This is a genomic window from Streptomyces sp. Y309 (genome assembly GCF_056712025.1).
Genome location: NZ_CM160048.1, coordinates 7,190,973 through 7,207,549 on the forward strand (window position 1 = coordinate 7,190,973; position 16,577 = coordinate 7,207,549).

The 16,577-nt window shown below is 73.3% G+C and carries 10 protein-coding genes, 1 pseudogene and 1 riboswitch; of the genes and pseudogenes, 1 reads left to right on the forward strand and 10 read right to left on the reverse strand.

Annotated features, from left to right (window positions below):
• Nucleotide 1 precedes the first annotated feature (1 nt).
• The 3 genes from cobJ to cobM are packed head-to-tail and all read right to left on the reverse strand — an operon-like array spanning nucleotide 2 to nucleotide 4,007.
• The gene (gene cobJ, locus AC0KTA_RS29815; protein ID WP_481051305.1) at nucleotides 2–1,798 is read right to left on the reverse strand and encodes a precorrin-3B C(17)-methyltransferase; all 1,797 of its coding nucleotides are present in this window, start codon (nucleotides 1,796–1,798) and stop codon (nucleotides 2–4) included.
• Nucleotides 1,795–3,189 (reverse strand): precorrin-6y C5,15-methyltransferase (decarboxylating) subunit CbiE, encoded by a 1,395-nt coding sequence (cbiE, locus tag AC0KTA_RS29820; protein WP_481051306.1) that lies wholly within the window; start codon nucleotides 3,187–3,189, stop codon nucleotides 1,795–1,797. Before cbiE ends, cobJ begins: the two co-directional genes overlap by 4 nt.
• Nucleotides 3,186–4,007 carry a precorrin-4 C(11)-methyltransferase gene (gene cobM / locus AC0KTA_RS29825; RefSeq protein ID WP_481051307.1) on the reverse strand — a complete coding sequence of 274 codons (822 nt, stop codon included), beginning with the start codon at nucleotides 4,005–4,007 and terminating at the stop codon, nucleotides 3,186–3,188. The genes cbiE and cobM overlap by 4 nt, the downstream gene beginning before the upstream one ends.
• Nucleotides 4,008–4,142: 135 nt before the next feature.
• Between cobM and AC0KTA_RS29830 the strand changes: the two genes are divergently transcribed.
• Nucleotides 4,143–4,874, forward strand: a complete 732-nt coding sequence (locus AC0KTA_RS29830) for a ZIP family metal transporter (protein WP_016641962.1) — start codon at nucleotides 4,143–4,145, stop codon at nucleotides 4,872–4,874.
• A gap of 53 nt (nucleotides 4,875–4,927) precedes the next feature.
• On the opposite strand, the gene cobI is transcribed toward AC0KTA_RS29830, so the two are convergent.
• The 7 genes and pseudogenes from cobI to AC0KTA_RS29865 all read right to left on the reverse strand — a co-directional run.
• On the reverse strand, nucleotides 4,928–5,665 hold the full coding sequence (gene cobI / locus AC0KTA_RS29835; protein ID WP_481051308.1) for a precorrin-2 C(20)-methyltransferase: 738 nt from the start codon (nucleotides 5,663–5,665) through the stop codon (nucleotides 4,928–4,930).
• Nucleotides 5,662–7,185 carry a cobyrinic acid a,c-diamide synthase CobB gene (locus AC0KTA_RS29840; RefSeq protein WP_481051309.1) on the reverse strand — a complete coding sequence of 508 codons (1,524 nt, stop codon included), beginning with the start codon at nucleotides 7,183–7,185 and terminating at the stop codon, nucleotides 5,662–5,664. Before AC0KTA_RS29840 ends, cobI begins: the two co-directional genes overlap by 4 nt.
• Nucleotides 7,179–7,778 carry a cob(I)yrinic acid a,c-diamide adenosyltransferase gene (cobO, locus tag AC0KTA_RS29845; protein WP_481051310.1) on the reverse strand — a complete coding sequence of 200 codons (600 nt, stop codon included), beginning with the start codon at nucleotides 7,776–7,778 and terminating at the stop codon, nucleotides 7,179–7,181. Before cobO ends, AC0KTA_RS29840 begins: the two co-directional genes overlap by 7 nt.
• Nucleotide 7,779: 1 nt before the next feature.
• Nucleotides 7,780–9,804, reverse strand: coding sequence for a putative cobaltochelatase (locus tag AC0KTA_RS29850; RefSeq protein WP_481051311.1), 2,025 nt, complete (start codon nucleotides 9,802–9,804; stop codon nucleotides 7,780–7,782).
• A gap of 145 nt (nucleotides 9,805–9,949) precedes the next feature.
• Entirely contained in the window at nucleotides 9,950–13,600 is a 3,651-nt protein-coding gene (cobN, locus tag AC0KTA_RS29855) for a cobaltochelatase subunit CobN (RefSeq protein ID WP_481051312.1), read from the reverse strand.
• On the reverse strand, nucleotides 13,597–15,105 hold the full coding sequence (locus AC0KTA_RS29860; RefSeq protein WP_481051313.1) for a cobyric acid synthase: 1,509 nt from the start codon (nucleotides 15,103–15,105) through the stop codon (nucleotides 13,597–13,599). Before AC0KTA_RS29860 ends, cobN begins: the two co-directional genes overlap by 4 nt.
• Nucleotides 15,106–15,362: 257 nt before the next feature.
• Nucleotides 15,363–16,295 (reverse strand): annotated as a pseudogene (locus AC0KTA_RS29865) (cobalamin biosynthesis protein); the annotation flags it as partial.
• A 122-nt stretch (nucleotides 16,296–16,417) separates the two neighbouring features.
• A riboswitch (cobalamin riboswitch) is annotated at nucleotides 16,418–16,544 on the reverse strand.
• Between the last annotated feature and the right edge of the window lie 33 nt (nucleotides 16,545–16,577).

Below are 16,577 nucleotides of genomic sequence, written 5' to 3' on the forward strand. Positions count from 1 at the left end.
GTCACACCCCCTGCCAGCGGTAGCCGCGCGGTGTCACCATGCGGCCCGCGATCGCGCGGGTCGCGGTGTTGCCGACGGTCACGACGGTCATCATGTCGACGCTGTCGGGGTCGAGCGCCGCCAGCGTGGTCAGGCGCACGCTCTCGTCGGGGCGGGAGGCGTTGCGTACGACACCGACGGGCGTCGTCGGCGCCCGGTGCTCGGTGAGCAGCGCCAGGGACTTCGGGAGCTGCCAGTCGCGGCCCCGGCTGCGCGGGTTGTAGAACGTCACGACCAGATCCGCCTCGGCCGCCGCGCGCACCCGGCGCTCGATGACCTCCCACGGCGTGTGCAGGTCGGACAGGCTGATGGACACGTGGTCGTGGCCGAGCGGCGCCCCGAGCAGCGCGCCGGCGGCGAGCGCGGCGGTCACACCCGGTACGCCGACGACGTCGATGTCGTCCCCGGCCTCGGCGAGCGCGGGTGACGCCATCGCGTACACACCCGCGTCCCCCGACCCGATCAGCGCGACGGCCCGCCCCTCGCGGGCCTCGGCGACTGCCGTACGGGCCCGCTCCTCCTCGGCGCCGAGCCCCGACTCGACGACCCGCGTCCCCGGCCGCAGCAGATCCCGGACCTGGTCGACGTACTGGTCGAGCCCCACGAGGACGGCGGCGCGCCGCAGTTCGTCACGGGCACGGGGCGTGAGCAGGTCCCGGGCCCCGGGGCCGAGCCCTACGACGGCGAGCCGCCCGCGCGCGGGCCGCCGCACGACCGCACACGTGGCCATGGCGGGCCTTCCGTCCGCCCGCTCCGACTTCCGCTTCGGCACGAGGAGTTCACCCCCGCCGCGCAGTGCCGCCGCCTCGGCGACGGACGGCGTCCCGACGGCGGCGAGCGGCGCGCCCGACGGGTTCGGCACGTCGACCCCGGCCAGCTCCTCGGCGGCGTACGTCACCAACGGCACCCCGAGCCGCGAGGCCGCCTCGACGATCCCGGGCTCTTCCCCCTTGGCGTCAACGGTGACCAACTCCCGCACGCAGAGGGCCGAGAGCCCGGCTTCCCGCAAGGACTCCCGCACAAGCCCCAGTACTTCATCGACGGGCGCCCCTTTGCTGGCCCCGACCCCGACGACGAGCGAGGGCGGCCGCAGCACGACTTCGCGAAGCGCGGGCTCAAGGGTGCGATCAGAGACCCGCACCGTCGGCTGCTCCTGCCGCGAGCCTTCGCCCTGTCCGGCGGGGCTGCCGCCGTCTGCCGGCCCCTGCTGTGGGCAATCGTCCCGCAGGGCGGGACGGGTGGGCACAGCCCAGTCCGACGGTGCCATGACGTTCGAGGGAAGGGCAGGCAGGGGCCAAGCCAACTCCGCCTCCAGGGCGACGGGTTCCCCGTCCAACATGGTCCGGGTCACCCCGGCAACGTCCCCCTCCACGGGGAACCCGAGCATGTCAAGCCCCGGCACGGCCACCGCATCGGTGGCCGTGGTGATCACCGGCTCGGCCCCGAGCACCTCCCCGACCTCCCGCGCCAGCGCATTCGCGCCCCCGGCATGCCCGCCCAGCAGGGCAACAGCAAACCGCCCGGCCTCATCGACGCACACGACCCCCGGGTCGACCCCCTTCCCCGCGAGCAGCGGCGCAGCCAACCGCACCACGGCCCCGGTGGCAAGGAAGCACACCACCTGCTCGCACTCACGGAAGGCCCGTTCGAATGCCTCCCGTACGGGACCCTCGTACACCCGCGTACGCGCGGGCCAAGCCGCGGCCAGCCGCCCACAGGCGCCCCCGCCAGACTTCGTGCCGGAGATCAGGCCGATCACTGAACTGCTCCTTCGTTCAAGGAAGTTGAGGCAGAGAGCGCGGGACCGGGCGCAGCCGACCGCGTCCCCCACAAAAGAAACACCGGATTCGTCGCGGCGAGCCGCGTGACCTCCCCCGGCAGCGGCGCGAGCCGCGAGGACTGCAACAGCACCCCGTCGCAGTCGAACCCGGCCCCGAGCAGCGCCGCGCGCACCGCGGGCACCCGGTCGAGCGCGGCCAGCGACACCACGACGGCCCGCCGCGCCCGCCGCGCGCACGCGGTCACGATGGCGGGCAGCTCGCGCCCGCCGCCGCCGACGAACACGGCGTCGGGGTCGGCGAGGTCGGACAGGACGGTGGGCGCGGCCCCGTGCACGGCGAGGACGTCGACGCCGTGCGCGGCGGCGTTGGCGCGGATGCGTTCGATGCCGTCGGCGGTCTTCTCCACGGCGGTCACGGCGGCGCCGAGCCGGGCGCACTCCACGGCGACGGAGCCGGAGCCCGCGCCGATGTCCCACACCAGGTCGCCGACGCGCGGCCCGAGCCGGGCGAGCGCGAGCGCCCGCACCTCGAACTTGGTGATCATCGAGTCCCGGTGGGCGAACTCGTCCTCGTCCAGGGCCCACCGGCCGGGCCCGGTCCGCGGCCCCGCGACGGTGCGGGCGGCGGAGGTGACCGCCCGGTCCTCGTCGAGGCACAGCACGACGCCGACCGCGGTGCCCCAGTCGCGGGCGGCGGCCTCGGCGGGCGTGACCCGCTCGACGCGTTCCCTGGCGGGGTCGCCCAGTGCGGTGGCCACGACGAGGGTGCGGTTCGCCGTGCGGCGGGCCAGTTCGGTGCCCAGTTCGGCTGGGCCGCTGCCGGGGCCCGTGAGTACGGCGACCTTTGGGTGGGCGCGGCATGCGTTCACCGCCGTACGCAGGGCGCGGCCGTGTGCGCTCACCACGACTGCGTCGTCCCACGGGAGTCCGATCCTCGCGAATGCCGTTGCCACGGAGGAGACGGCGGGCCGGACGTCCAGGGCGTCCGGCCCGAAACGGTCCGCCAGGGCGCGCACTATGCCGAAGAAGCCCGGGTCCCCCGAGGCTAGGACGACCACCCGTGCCGGGGTGCAGGAGGAGTCCACGCTCCGCGTCCGTGGTGCCGCCGATCGGCCTTCGGCCTCGTCCTCAATCTCCCCCAAGCTCTTAATGAGCAGGGAGGGACCCCCTCGACGGGCTTTAATTCCGCACCGCTCGATTGCGGCCAGCGCCGGCGCCAGCGGGCCCAGCACCACCCGCTCCACTCCCTCCGGAACATCAGCCGCCTCAAGATGGCGGCGTCCGCCCACCACCAGGGCGGCGCCCCGCACCGCGGCCCGTGCCGCCGCGTCCAGGGGCGCCCCCGTCCCCGTACCGATGACCGTGATCATGGGCGGGGCCTCTCCGCGCGGAGGGCCGCGCGGGCCTCGGGGTCGGCCTTGCGGAAGCCGTGGAAGTGGCCGGGGTGGTAGAGGTGCGAGCGGGTGCCGTGCGCGGCCAGGGCGGGGCCGACCAGGAACAGGGTGTGCTTCCAGAGCCGGTGTTCCTTCACCGTCTCCTCCAGCGTCTCGATCGTGCAGGTGAGGACGAGCTCCTCCGGCCAGGTGGCCTGGTACGCGACGACGACGGGCGTCGTCGTCGGGTAGCCGCCTTCGAGGAGCTCCCGCACGAGCTGGCCGCTGCGCGCCGCCGACAGGAACAGCGCCATCGTCGTGCCGTGCCGCGCGAACTCCCGTACCTCCTCACCGGGCGGCATCGGCGTCTTGCCGCCGCCGAGCCGGGTGAGGATCACGGACTGGGCGACCTCCGGGATGGTCAGCTCGCGTCCGGCGATGGCGGCGACGGCCGAGAACGACGAGACGCCCGGCACGATCTCCGTCTCGACGCCCAGCTCGGCGCACCGGTCGAACTGCTCCTGCGTGCCGCCCCACAGCGCCGGGTCACCGGAGTGGATGCGCGCGACCTTCAGCCCGTCCCGGGCGGCCCGCTCGTACACGGCCACGACGTCCTCCAGGGACATCACCGCCGAGTCCAGGATCTCGGCGCCGTCCCGCGCGTGCTCCAGGACCTCGGCCTGCACGAGGCTGGCCGCCCAGATCACCACGTCGGCGTCCGCGATGGCCCGGGCGGCCCGGAAGGTCAGCAGGTCGGCGGCGCCGGGTCCGGCGCCGACGAAGGTCACCTTGCCGGTGGGGACGGCGTCGGCCATGGGGGAGTTCCTCTCGTACGAACTGAACTGAAGAAGAGCGGTGCCGCGGCCCGGGGACGGGGCCGGGGGAGTGGCCGGTGCGGCCGTGGGGCGGGGCACGATGCGTGGGCGGGGTCAATCGGCTAGCAAGAGCGCATGGCGGTGTTCGTGGCTCTCGGCGCGTTCGTGATGACACTGGTCGGCGGCTGGACCGCGGGGCGGGTCACCGACCGGCGTCACCTGGTGCTCGGTCTCGCGGGCGGCCTGATGCTCGGCGTGGTCGGCCTCGATCTGCTGCCGGAGGCACTGGAGGCGGCCGGCGGCCCGGTCTTCGGCGTACCGGCGGCGCTGCTCCTCGCCGTCGCGGGCTTCCTGTTCGCGCACGTGGTGGAGCGGCTGCTCGCGCTGCGCCGGTCGGCGCACGGGGCGGCCGAGCACAACGGCGGCCGGGTCCCGGAGGTCGGCCTGACGGCGGCCGCGGCGATGGTCGGCCACAGCATGATGGACGGCGTCGCGATCGGCGCCGCCTTCCAGGTGGGCGGCGGCATGGGCGCGGCGGTGGCGGTCGCCGTCATCGCCCACGACTTCGCGGACGGCTTCAACACGTACACGATCACCCGGCTGTACGGGAACGCGCGCCGCAAGGCCGTCGCGATGCTGTTCGCGGACGCGGTGGCCCCGGTCGTGGGCGCGGCGACCACGCTGGCCTTCACCATTCCGGAGCAACTGCTCGGCGGCTATCTGGGCTTCTTCGGCGGCGCCCTGCTCTACCTGGCGGCGGCCGAGATCCTGCCCGAGGCGCACCACGACCACCCCGCGCGCTCGACGCTGCTGTGCACGGTGGCGGGGGCGGCGTTCATCTGGCTGGTGGTGGGCATCGCCGAGTGAGCGGTGCCCACTGAACCCGGTGAACCCACTGACCCGGCTGAACCCCCTGAACCTCACAGCTTCCCGCCCCGCCCGCCGTCGCGCCGCGCGGGCGCGATGAGCGTCGACAGATAAGGCAGCGCCGCGTCGCCCAATTCCCCGGCGGTACGGATGGACTCCTCGGGCAGCCCGAGCGCCGACCCCCACACCGCGTCCTCGGTGCGCCCCGTCTCCCGCAGCGCGGCGGCCACTTCGTGCGCGAGCCGCCCGAACTTGTACGCCACCACGGTCCCGGGCCCGGCGAGCGCGTCCTTCAGCACGGCCGCCCCGGCCGTCACCGGCACCAGCGTCAGCGGCTCGGTGCCCTCGGTCAGTACGGCCCCGCTGCGCGCCGCGAGGTCCTGCATGGCGGTGATCCCGGGCACCGTCTCCACGCCGACGCCCGGCACCAATTCCTCGATGGTCTGCGCGAGATACGTGAACGTCGAGTACACATTGGGGTCCCCGATCGTCGCGAACGCCACCGTGCCGCGCTCCCGCAGCAGCTCGGCGACCCGCTGCCCGGCCGCGTCCCAGGCCGCCTCGCGGCGCGCCCGGTCGGTGCGCTCGTTCAGCGCGAACACCACGCGTACGACCCGGTCCTCGGGCACGTAGTGCAGCACGGTCGCCTCGGCGCGCCCGCGCTCGCCCGTGTCCATCACGGGCACGACGACGACATCGGCGCCGCGCAGCGCGTTCACGCCTTTGACGGTCACGAGCTCGGGGTCACCGGGACCGACCCCGACGCCGATCAGTCTGCTGCTGCCGCTCATGCCTTGCACCTCTCCACGAACCGACGGGCGATCCCGGGCTCGGCGGCCCAGTGCGTGTGCAGATAACTCGCGTGCACACCCTTTTGTACGAAACCTTCGACGCGCCGTTCAGGAGCGTGCAGCCCCCAGGCGGGAGCCGCCCCCGCGCCCGGCTCCACGACGGTGCGGTGGAACTCGTGCCCGCGCATCCGTGTGCCCGCCGCCGCGAGCACACTGTCCGACACGGCGACGGCCTCGCGATACCCCAACGTCAGCCCCTCCGACATCCGCGCCCGCACGTCGAGCACCCCGCACATCGGCTTCCCGTCCAGCTCCCGCGCCAGATACAACAGCCCCGCACACTCGGCGGCCACCGGCGCCCCACTGTCAGCCAACTCCGCCACGGCTTTCCGCAACGGTTCGTTGGCGGACAACTCGGGCGCGTACACCTCGGGGAACCCGCCACCGATGACGAGCCCCCGGGTGCCCGGGGGCAACTCCTCGTCGCGCAGCGGATCGAAGGCCACGACCTCGGCCCCGGCGGCGGCAAGCAGTTCGGCGTGCTCCGCGTAGGAAAAGGAGAAGGCAGCTCCACCAGCCATGGCGACGACGGGCCGATCTCGCTCGCCCTGTCCGCTGCTGCCAGGCGCTTCCGGCAACAACTCAGCCCGTCCGGCGTTTGAGGACGAGCGCGAAGCGCGACCGGCGGGGGTCGACCCACCCACCCGCGACCCCCCACCCAGCCCCTCCGGCGCTTGAGGAGCGGGGGTCTGGGGGCGGAGCCCCCAGTTTCGGGAAGGGGTGGGATTGGGGAAAGCCCCGCAGGGATCCCACCCCGCACCCGACAACGGCGCAGCACCCCGGGCCAACGCCAACAGGGCCTCCAGGTCGCACCCATCCCGCACCTGCGAGGCCAACGCAGCCACGGAGGCCACCGCCTCAGCCCGCCGCTCGGCAACAGGCACCAACCCCAAATGCCGCGAGGGCGCCCGAACCTGCGGCACCCGCCGCAGCGCGCCGAGCACCGGCACCCCAGAGGAATCCAGCGCCTCCCGCAGCAACTCCTCGTGCCGAGGCGACCCCACCTTGTTCAGAATCACCCCACCGACCCGAACCCCCGGATCCCACGAGGCAAACCCGTGCACCAGCGCCGCCACGGACCGCGACTGCGACGAGGCGTCGACGACAAGCACGACGGGAGCCCGCAACAGCTTCGCGACATGCGCGGTGGAAGCCAGCTCCCCCTGCCCCGAGGCCCCGTCGTACAGCCCCATCACACCTTCCACGACGGCCAGATCACACCCGGCGGCCCCATGCGCGAACAACGGGGCGACCAGCTCCGGCCCGCACAGATAGGCGTCCAGATTCCGCCCCGGCCGCCCCGTGGCGAGCGAGTGATATCCGGGATCGATGTAGTCGGGCCCGACCTTGTGCGGGGACACGGCGAGCCCGGCCTCCGCGAAGGCGGCCATCAACCCGGTGGCGACGGTCGTCTTCCCGCTCCCGGAAGACGGCGCCGCGACAACCAGACGCGCTACCACTCGATGCCCCGCTGCCCCTTCTGACCGGCGTCCATGGGGTGCTTGACCTTGGACATGTCGGTGACGAGGTCGGCGTACTCCACCAGCGCGGCCGGCGCGTTGCGCCCGGTGATCACCACATGCTGTGTCCCGGGCCGCGCCCGCAGCACGGCCACGACCTCCTCGACGTCGATCCACCCCCAGTGCAGGGGATAGGCGAACTCGTCGAGGACGTACAGCTTGTACGTCTCGGCGCCGAGGTCCCGCTTGACCTGCTCCCAGCCCTCGCGGGCCTTCTCCTCGTTGTCCATCTGGTCGTCCCGCTGAACCCAGGACCACCCCTCGCCCATCTTGTGCCAGTCGACGGTCCCGCCCTGCCCGCTCGCGCCGAGCACCCGCAGCGCGTTCTCCTCGCCGACCTTCCACTTCGCGGACTTCACGAACTGGAACACGCCGATGGGCCACCCCTGATTCCAGGCCCGCAGCGCGAGCCCGAAGGCGGCGGTCGACTTGCCCTTGCCGATCCCGGTGTGGACGACGACCAGCGGCCGATTACGCCGCTGACGTGTCGTCAGCCCATCGTCCGGCACCACACTCGGCTGTCCCTGAGGCATATCAGGCCACCCTCCGCACTGAACCTGAGCCGTACGACTCCCGGACATCGTTGACGAGCCCGGCGATCGAGTCGGCCCGCAGCTCGTCCAACGTCACCGTGGTCCCGCCGAGCTCCCCGGCCAACTGCCCCGCGAGCCCGAGCCGCACCGGCCCCGACTCGCAGTCCACGACCACCGAGGCATGCCCCTCGGCGGCGAACAGCCGGGCGGCGCGCCCCGCCTGGGCCACCGGCTCCACGCCGCCGGTCGCACGCCCGTCGGTCACCACGACGACCAGCGGGCGCCGCGCGGGATCCCGCAGCCGCTCCACCCGCAGCACCTCGTGTGCGCGCAGCAGCCCGGCCGCGAGCGGCGTACGCCCACCGGTCGGCAGTGACTCCAGCCGCACGGCCGCCGCGTCCACGGACGACGTCGGCGGCAGCGCCACCTCCGCACCCGTCCCGCGGAACGTCACGAGCCCCACCTTGTCCCGCCGCTGATAGGCGTCGAGCAGCAACGAAAGCACCGCGCCCTTCACGGCGGTCATACGCTGCCGCGCCGCCATCGACCCGGACGCGTCCACGACGAACAGCACGAGGTTGCCCTCGCGCCCCTCCCGCGTCGCCTGCCGCAGATCGTCACGCCGCACCACGAGCCCGCGCCCGGACCGCCCGCGCGCCCGCTGATGGGGCGCCGCGGCCCGCACGGTCGCCGCCAAGTGCAGCTTCGTGAGTGCCCCTTGGGGCCGCCGCGCACCCGTCGTACGCCCGTGCTCGGTGCGCGCCCGGGACCGCCGCCCCGCAGCACCCTCACCGAGGCCCGGCACGCTCAGCACCTTCGTACGGAACGGCTCACCGGCCCGCACGGCCTGCTGCTCGCCCGTGCCGCCGCCCTGCGGCTGCCCGTCGTCGGCGGCCTCGGTCTGCGCGGCGGTACCGCCGTCGCCGGGCTGCTCGGGCCCGGAGTCCTGCGGCGGCTGCCCGCCACCGCCGTCCGGACCACCCCCATCGGGGTCGGGCTCGGGGTCAGGGTCGTCCTCCCCGAACTCCTCCAGCGTCTCGTCGAGCTTGTCCTCGTCGAGCCCGGGAGCGTCGAAGGGATTGCGCCGCCGCCGGTGCGGCAGCGCGAGCAGCGCGGCCTGCCGGACGTCCTCGGCGAGCACGTCCTCACGCCCCGCCCAGGCGGCAAGGGCGGTCGCGGTCCGCGCCATCACGATGTCGGCGCGCATGCCGTCCACCTCGAAGGCCGCGCAGGTCGCGGCGATCTGCCGCAGCGCGCCGTCCCCGAGCCGCACGCGCGGCAGCAGCGCGCGGGCGGCGACGATGCGGGCCCGTACGGCTGCCTCGTCCTCGCCCCAGCGCGCCGCGAACCCGTCCGGATCGTCGTCGTAGGCGAGCCGCCGCCGCACGACCTCCACGCGCTGGTCGGGCTCGCGGGACGCGGCGACCTCGACGGTCAGCCCGAACCGGTCGAGCAACTGCGGCCGCAGCTCACCCTCTTCGGGGTTCATCGTCCCCACGAGCAGGAACCGCGCCGCATGCCGCACGGACACGCCTTCGCGCTCCACGTACGAGGCCCCCATGGCGGCGGCGTCGAGCAGCAGGTCGACCAGATGGTCGTGCAGCAGGTTCACTTCGTCGACGTACAGAATCCCGCGGTGCGCGTCGGCGAGCAGCCCCGGCTCGAAGGCCTTCACACCCTCGGCGAGCGCCCGCTCGATGTCGAGCGCCCCCACGAGCCGGTCCTCGGAGGCCCCGACGGGCAGCTCGACCATGCGCGCGGCCCGCGCGACCCCGCCACCGACCTCGTGCGGCCCGTCCGGGCAGGCGGGATCGGGCGCCCCCGGAGCACACGAGAACCGACATCCCGGTACGACGTCGACCTCGGGCAACAGCGCCGAGAGCGCCCGCACGGCGGTGGACTTGGCAGTGCCTTTCTCGCCGCGTACGAGCACGCCGCCGACGGCGGGGGACACGGCGTTGAGCAGCAGCGCGAGCCGCAGATCGTCTTGACCGACGAGGGCGGTGAAGGGGTAGGGGGCGGTCATGGGGCAGCCTCCAACTGTGCCTGGGCGGCGGATATTTCAGCCCGTCCGGCGTTTGAGGACGAGCCGCGAAGCGGCGATACGGGGGTCCGGGGGCGGAGCCCCCGGTTTCGGGAAGGGGCGGGACTGGGGAAAGCCCCGCAGGGCCTCACTCCGCACCCCCTTCAAGCTGCCCCTCGAGCTCGAGGTACGTGGCCCGCAACCGCTCCAACGTCTCCGCGTCGGGCGCAGCCCAAAGCCCCCGCTCGGCCGCTTCGAGCAACCGCTCGGAAATCCCTCGCAGCGCCCAAGGGTTGGACTTCTCCATGAACGCCCGGTTCTCCGGGTCGAACACGTACTCCGCCGACAACTTCTCGTACATCCAGTCATCGACGACCCCGGCCGTCGCGTCGTACCCGAACAGATAGTCCACGGTGGCGGCCATCTCGAAGGCGCCCTTGTACCCGTGCCGCCGCATGGCGGCCATCCATCGCGGGTTGACGACCCGCGCACGGAACACGCGATGCGTCTCCTCACCCAACGTCCGCGTCTTCACCTGATCCGGCACGGCGGAGTCCCCGACGTACGCCTCGGGGGACGCTCCCGTCAGATGCCGCACCATGGCGACCATCCCGCCGTGGTACTGGAAGTAATCGTCGGCGTCGACGAGATCGTGCTCTCTGGTGTCCACATTCTTCGCCGCGACCGCGATCCGCTTGAACGCCGTCTCCATGTCCCCGCGGGCCGCCCGCCCGTCGAGCCCGCGCCCGTAGGCGTAGCCGCCCCACACCGCGTACACCTCGGCCAGATCGGCGTCCGACCGCCAGTTGCGGGCGTCGATGAGCGGCAGCAGCCCGGCCCCGTACGCGCCGGGCTTCGAGCCGAAGATGCGGGCGGTGGCGCGCCGCCGGTCGCCGTGCTCGGCGGCGTCCTCGTCGACGTGGGCGCGCACGTAGTTGTCCGAGGCGTCCTCGTCCAGCTCGGCGACAGCCCGCACAGCATCGTCGATCAAGCCCACCACGTGCGGGAACGCGTCGCGGAAGAAGCCGGAGATGCGGACGGTCACGTCGATGCGGGGCCGCCCCAGCTCAGCGACGGGCACGACCTCGAAGCCGGTGACGCGCCGCGACGCGTCGTCCCACACGGGCCGGCACCCGAGCAGCGCAAGGATCTCCGCGATGTCGTCGCCCTGCGTCCGCATGGCCGAGGTGCCCCACACGGTCAGGCCCACGGACTTCGGGTACGCGCCCGTGTCGGCCAGATAGCGCGCGATCAGCGAGTCCGCGAGGGACTGGCCGACCTCCCAACTCAGCCTGGACGGGATGGCCTTGGGGTCGACGGAGTAGAAGTTGCGGCCGGTCGGCAGCACGTTCACGAGCCCGCGTGTGGGCGAACCCGACGGGCCTGCGGGCACGTAGCCGCCGTTCAGGGCCCGCAGGATGTGCCCGATCTCGTCGGTGGTGCGGGCGAGCCGGGGCACGACCTCCTCGCAGGCGAAGCCCAGGACGGCGACGGCGGGCGGCAGTTCGACGCCGACGACGTCACGGACGAGGCCGCGCACGGCGGCGAGGTCCCAGCCGCGCTCCTCCATGCCCTCGGCAAGCCGACGGCAGAGCTGCTCAAGCAGATCGATGGCGTCCGCGCCGGTCCGCGCGGGTCCGTCGACCAGGGCGGTCAGACCATCGGCGACCTTCACCGCGGCGCCCGGCTCGCCGAGCAACTCCTTCTCGTTCAGGCCGAAGTGCTCCGCGAGGCATGCACGGAGGCCCGGCAGCGCGTTGGCGGTGCCGCCCCACACCTGGGAGGCGCGCAGCACCGCGAGGACGAGGTTGACGCGCGCCTCGCCGACCGGCCCGCCGCCGAGGATGTGCAGGCCGTCGCGGATCTGCACGTCCTTGATCTCGCACAGATAGCCGTCGATGTGCATCACGAACTCGTCGAACGCGTCGTCGTCCGGCTGGTCGTCGACGTGCAGGTCGTGGTGCAGCTCGGCGGCCTTCACCAGCGTCCAGATCTGGGCGCGCACAGCGGGCGCCTTCGCCGGGTCGAGGTCGCTGACGAGCGCGTACTCGTCGAGGAGCTGCTCCAGCTTCGCCAGGTCGCCGTACGTGTCCGCGCGGGCCATCGGCGGCACCAGGTGGTCCACGACCGTGGCGTGCCCGCGCCGCTTGGCCTGGGTGCCCTCGCCGGGGTCGTTGACGATGAAGGGGTACACGAGCGGCAGGTCGCCGAGCACGGCGTCCGGCGCGCAGCCGCCACTCAGCCCGAGTCCCTTGCCGGGCAGCCATTCCATGGTGCCGTGCTTGCCCATGTGCACGATGGCGTCGGCGCCGAAAGTGTTGTCGAGCCAGCGGTACGCGGCCATGTAGTGGTGGGACGGCGGCATGTCCGGGTCGTGGTAGATGGCGATGGGGTTCTCGCCGAAGCCGCGTGGCGGCTGGATCATCACGACGACGTTCCCGAACTGGAGCGAGGCGAGCACGATGTCGCCGCCGTCGACGTACAGGCTGCCCGGCGGCTCGCCCCAGGCCTCCAGCATGCCGTCGCGCAGCTCGGGGTCGAGGGCGCTGAACCACGCCCGGTAGTCGGCCAGCGGCACGCGCGCGGGCGCGGCGGCGAGCTGTTCCTCGGTGAGCCATTCGACGTCGTGGCCACCGGCGTTGATGAGGGTGTGGATCAGCTCGTCGCCGTTGTCGGGGTGGCCGTCGACGGCATACCCCGCGTCGCGCAGGGCGTCGAGGACGCGGACCGCCGAGGCGGGGGTGTCGAGGCCGACGGCGTTGCCGACGCGGCTGTGCTTGGTCGGGTAGGCGGTGAAGACGATGCCGAGTCTTTTCTCCGCGTTCGGCTTGTGCCTCAACAGGCCGTGGCGTACGGCGATTCCGGCGACGCGTGCCGCCCGCTCGGGGTCGGCGACGTACACCGGTACGTCGTCGGGGCCCTGCTCCTTGAAACTGAACGGGACGGTGACGATGCGGCCGTCGAACTCGGGGATGGCCACCTGCATGGCGGCGTCCATGGGGGAGAGGGCGGCGTCGGACGCCTCCCAGGCGGCGCGGGACGAGGTGAGGCAGAGGCCCTGCAGGACGGGGATGTCGAGGTCGGCGAGCGCGCCGATGTCCCAGGCCTCCTCGTCGCCGCCCGCGCTGGCGTCGGAGGCGTGCGTGCCGCCCGCGGCGAGGACGGTGGCGACCAGCGCGTCGGCGCGCCCGAGGATCTCGTACAGGCCCGCGTCGGCGCCGCGCAGCGAACCGCAGTACACGGCAAGGGCGTTGGCGCCCTTGGCCTCGATGGCGTCGCACAGGGTGTCCACGAAGGCGGTGTTCCCGGAGAGCTGGTGCGCGCGGTAGAAGAGCACGCCGACGGTCGGCCGCCCCTCGATGTGCGCACGCTCGCCGTGCACCCCGTACTCGGGCATCTTCCGCGGCTCGGCGAAGCCGTGGCCGGTGAGCAGCACGGTGTCGGAGAGGAACCGCTCCAGCTCCACGAGGTTGTCGGGTCCGCCCTCGACGAGATAGCGCAGCGCCTCGGCCACCACGCCCGCCGGGACGGACGACTCGGCCATCAGCTCGGCGTCCGGCACGGCCTCGCCGCCGAGCAGCACGGTCGGGATCCCGGCCGCCTTCAGCGCGGCGAGCCCGTCCTCCCAGGCGCGCTTGCCGCCGAGGAGGCGTACGACGGCGATGTCCGCGCCGTCGAGGAGCGCGGGCAGTTCCTCGCGCACGTCGACGCGGGACGGGTTGCCGATGCGGTACGCCGCTCCGCAGGCGCGGGCCGCGAGCAGGTCCGTGTCGGCGGTGGACAGAAGCAGGACGGTCATGAGGGTGCCCCCGGTGCGATGAAGGGGAGACCGGACGGAGCGCCGGTCTCGATCAGGCGCAGCAGCGCGTCGGTGTCCGCGTGTTCTTCGATGAGGTCGCCGAGGAGGTCGAGCTGTTCCTCGCGCAGCGCCCCGAAGCTGGTGTCGGGCGCGGGCACGAAGCGGCGGCCCGCGGCGCGCGCGACCTCGGCGAGGAAGCGCCGCCGGAAGGCGTCGCTCTCCAGTGAGCCGTGCCAGTGGGTGCCCCACACGGCCCCGACCCGGCAGCCGTCCAAGAAGGTTTCCCCGCCCAGGACTTCGGCGACGCCGTGATGGATCTCGTACCCCTCGACGTGCTCACCGAGAGCCGACCCGACGGGCCGCGCCAGGGTCTTGTCTTGGTGGAACCGCACGCGTACGGGCAGCAGCCCGAGCCCGTCCACGGTCCCGGCCCGCGACTCGACGTCGTCCTCGATCCGCTCCCCGAGCACCTGGAAACCGCCACAGATCCCGAGGACGGGCCGCCCGTCCGCGGCGCGCCGCGCGAGGGCGTCGGCGAGCCCGCGCTCGCGCAGCCACTCGAGGGCGCGCACGGTCCCGCGCGTGCCCGGTACGACGACGAGGTCCGCGTCGACGAGTTCCTCGGCGCGGTCCACGAAGCGCACCACGACGCCGGGTTCGGCGGCCAGCGCGTCCACGTCGGTGAAGTTGGACATCAGCGGCACCGCGCACACGGCGACGCGCAGCACGTCCTCGCCGACGGGCGCCGCCACGACGGACTCCCGCACCGTCCCGCGCAGCGAGACCCGAAGCCCGTCCTCCTCGTCGATGCCGAGCCCGTGCCGGAACGGCAGCACGCCGAAGGTGCGCCGCCCGGTGAGGTCACGCAGCATGTCGAGCCCGGGTTCGAGCAGCGACACGTCACCGCGGAACTTGTTGACGAGGAAGCCCGCGACGAGCTCCTGGTCGGCGGGGCCGAGCAGCGCGACGGTCCCGAAGAAGGAAGCGAAGACACCCCCACGATCAATGTCACCGACGACCACGACGGGGAAGCGGGCAGCCCGGGCGATCCCCATGTTCACGATGTCGGTACGCCGGAGGTTGATCTCGGCGGGACTCCCCGCCCCTTCACAGATCACGGCGTCATACGTGCCCCGAAGCTGTTCCAGGCATCCCACGACGGTGTCGAGCAGCGCCTGTTGCCGACCCCCGTGATACCCCCGGGCACTCATCTCGCCCACGGGCTTCCCCATGAGCACCACTTGACTCGACCGGTCGCTGCCCGGCTTGAGCAGCACGGGATTCATCAGCGCGGTGGGCTCGACCCGGGCGGCCTGCGCCTGCATGGCCTGCGCCCGCCCGATCTCGGCACCTTCCCGCGTGACGAACGAGTTCAGCGACATGTTCTGCGCCTTGAACGGCGCGACGGAGACTCCCTTACGGGAGAGCCACCGACAGATCCCGGCGGTGACCACACTCTTCCCGGCATCAGAGGTGGTCCCGGCAACGAGCAGCCCGCCACTCATGAGCGCCCCCCGAGCCGCGGCTGCTGCTGCCTGCACCGCTGTGGGCGGTGTGCCAACTCGTGCCGATCCGGCCGGTGCCGCTGTGGGCGGGGCGCCGAGTTCGACTCCGGGCGCTGTGGGCGGCAGCCAGTCGACTCGTGCCGCTGCTGCTGTGGGCAATCGTCCCGCAGGGCGAGTGGGGCATCCCCTGCTCGAGCGAAGCCGAGAGCTTGGGGAAGGGTGGGCACAGCCCACCGCGCCGGGTGCCCCTTGGTCACACGTCCACCCCGTGCCAGGTCGACGGCCACCGCAACTCCCAGGGCAAGCCACCCAACCCTGCGGGACAACTTCACGGCCCGCTCAATGTCCCCCACGCCGACGGCACGTCCCTCGCCGTTGAGGACGGGGCGATGCTCAACGCGCCCTGCGTAGGCCAAGGTGCCCCCCAGCCGCACCCCCAACGCCCCCGCGAAGGAGGCCTCGACAACGCCCGCGTTGGGACTCGGATGCTTGGCGGCATCGTCCCGCCAGGCCCGCACCGCCCCACGAGGGCACCCCCCGGCGACCACGGCGAGGGCGGCGGTGAGCCGGGCCCCGGGCCACCCCAACAGATCGTCGAGCCGGGCGGCAGCCCACCCGTACCGCCGGTACTTGGCGGACTTGTGCCCCACCATCGCGTCCAGCGTGTTGACCGCCCGGAACCCGACGAGCCCCGGCACACCCCCGACGGCACCCCACACCAGCGCCCCCACGACGGCGTCGGACGTGTTCTCGGCGACGGACTCCACCACGGCCCGGGCGATCCCGTCGGCGTCCAGCGCCTCGGGATCACGCCCGCACAGGTGCGGCAGCCGCTCCCGCGCGACGTCGACGTCCCCGGCGGCGAGCGCGCCCCCGATGGCACGGGCCTCACGGCCGAGGGAGGTGCCCCCGACGACGGCCCAGGTCGCGGCGGCGGTCAGTCCGACGGACGCGGCACGGGACCGGCGTACGGCAAGAGAGGCGAGCGCACCGGCACCGACGGCGCCCCCGGCGCACACCAGTGTGTGCAGCGCGCCCCACCCCCGGTGGTCGCGCCACAGCACTCGCTCGACGGCCCCCGCCGCCCGCCCGAACGCGGCGACCGGATGCCCGTGGCGAGGATCGCCGAGCAGCAGGTCACCGAGGAGGCCGGCGGCGGCGCCGTACGCGAAGTCGCGATCGGCACGCATGGGGTCAGCCCGCCGTCACGCCGAGCGGAGTGAGCGGGGGAAATGGCACCCGCGACAGGGCAGGGACCGGCAACGGGCGGCCGCGCATGGCGATATGTCCTCACTCAGGGTGTCCGCGCCCTGGTTCGACGAGACCGGCGGCGAGAGTTCCTGGCTCCCGGGGACCGTGTTCGGATCACCCGGTGACAGTGGCGGGACCGCGCCGGATTCGCACCGGCTTCCTCTCCTGCCGCCGTAATTGGCTCCGGCAGTCCACCATGGCCCGCGACGCCCGTCAACTCG

Bases quoted from the DNA above. Each gene is read 5' to 3' on its own strand.
- cbiE (WP_481051306.1), bottom strand. From the start codon at position 3,189: ATGATCACGGTCATCGGTACGGGGACGGGGGCGCCCCTGGACGCGGCG.
- cobM (WP_481051307.1), bottom strand. From the start codon at position 4,007: ATGGCCGACGCCGTCCCCACCGGCAAGGTGACCTTCGTCGGCGCCGGA.
- AC0KTA_RS29830 (WP_016641962.1), top strand. From the start codon at position 4,143: ATGGCGGTGTTCGTGGCTCTCGGCGCGTTCGTGATGACACTGGTCGGC.
- cobI (WP_481051308.1), bottom strand. From the start codon at position 5,665: ATGAGCGGCAGCAGCAGACTGATCGGCGTCGGGGTCGGTCCCGGTGAC.
- cobO (WP_481051310.1), bottom strand. From the start codon at position 7,778: ATGCCTCAGGGACAGCCGAGTGTGGTGCCGGACGATGGGCTGACGACA.
- AC0KTA_RS29850 (WP_481051311.1), bottom strand. From the start codon at position 9,804: ATGACCGCCCCCTACCCCTTCACCGCCCTCGTCGGTCAAGACGATCTG.
- cobN (WP_481051312.1), bottom strand. From the start codon at position 13,600: ATGACCGTCCTGCTTCTGTCCACCGCCGACACGGACCTGCTCGCGGCC.
- AC0KTA_RS29860 (WP_481051313.1), bottom strand. From the start codon at position 15,105: ATGAGTGGCGGGCTGCTCGTTGCCGGGACCACCTCTGATGCCGGGAAG.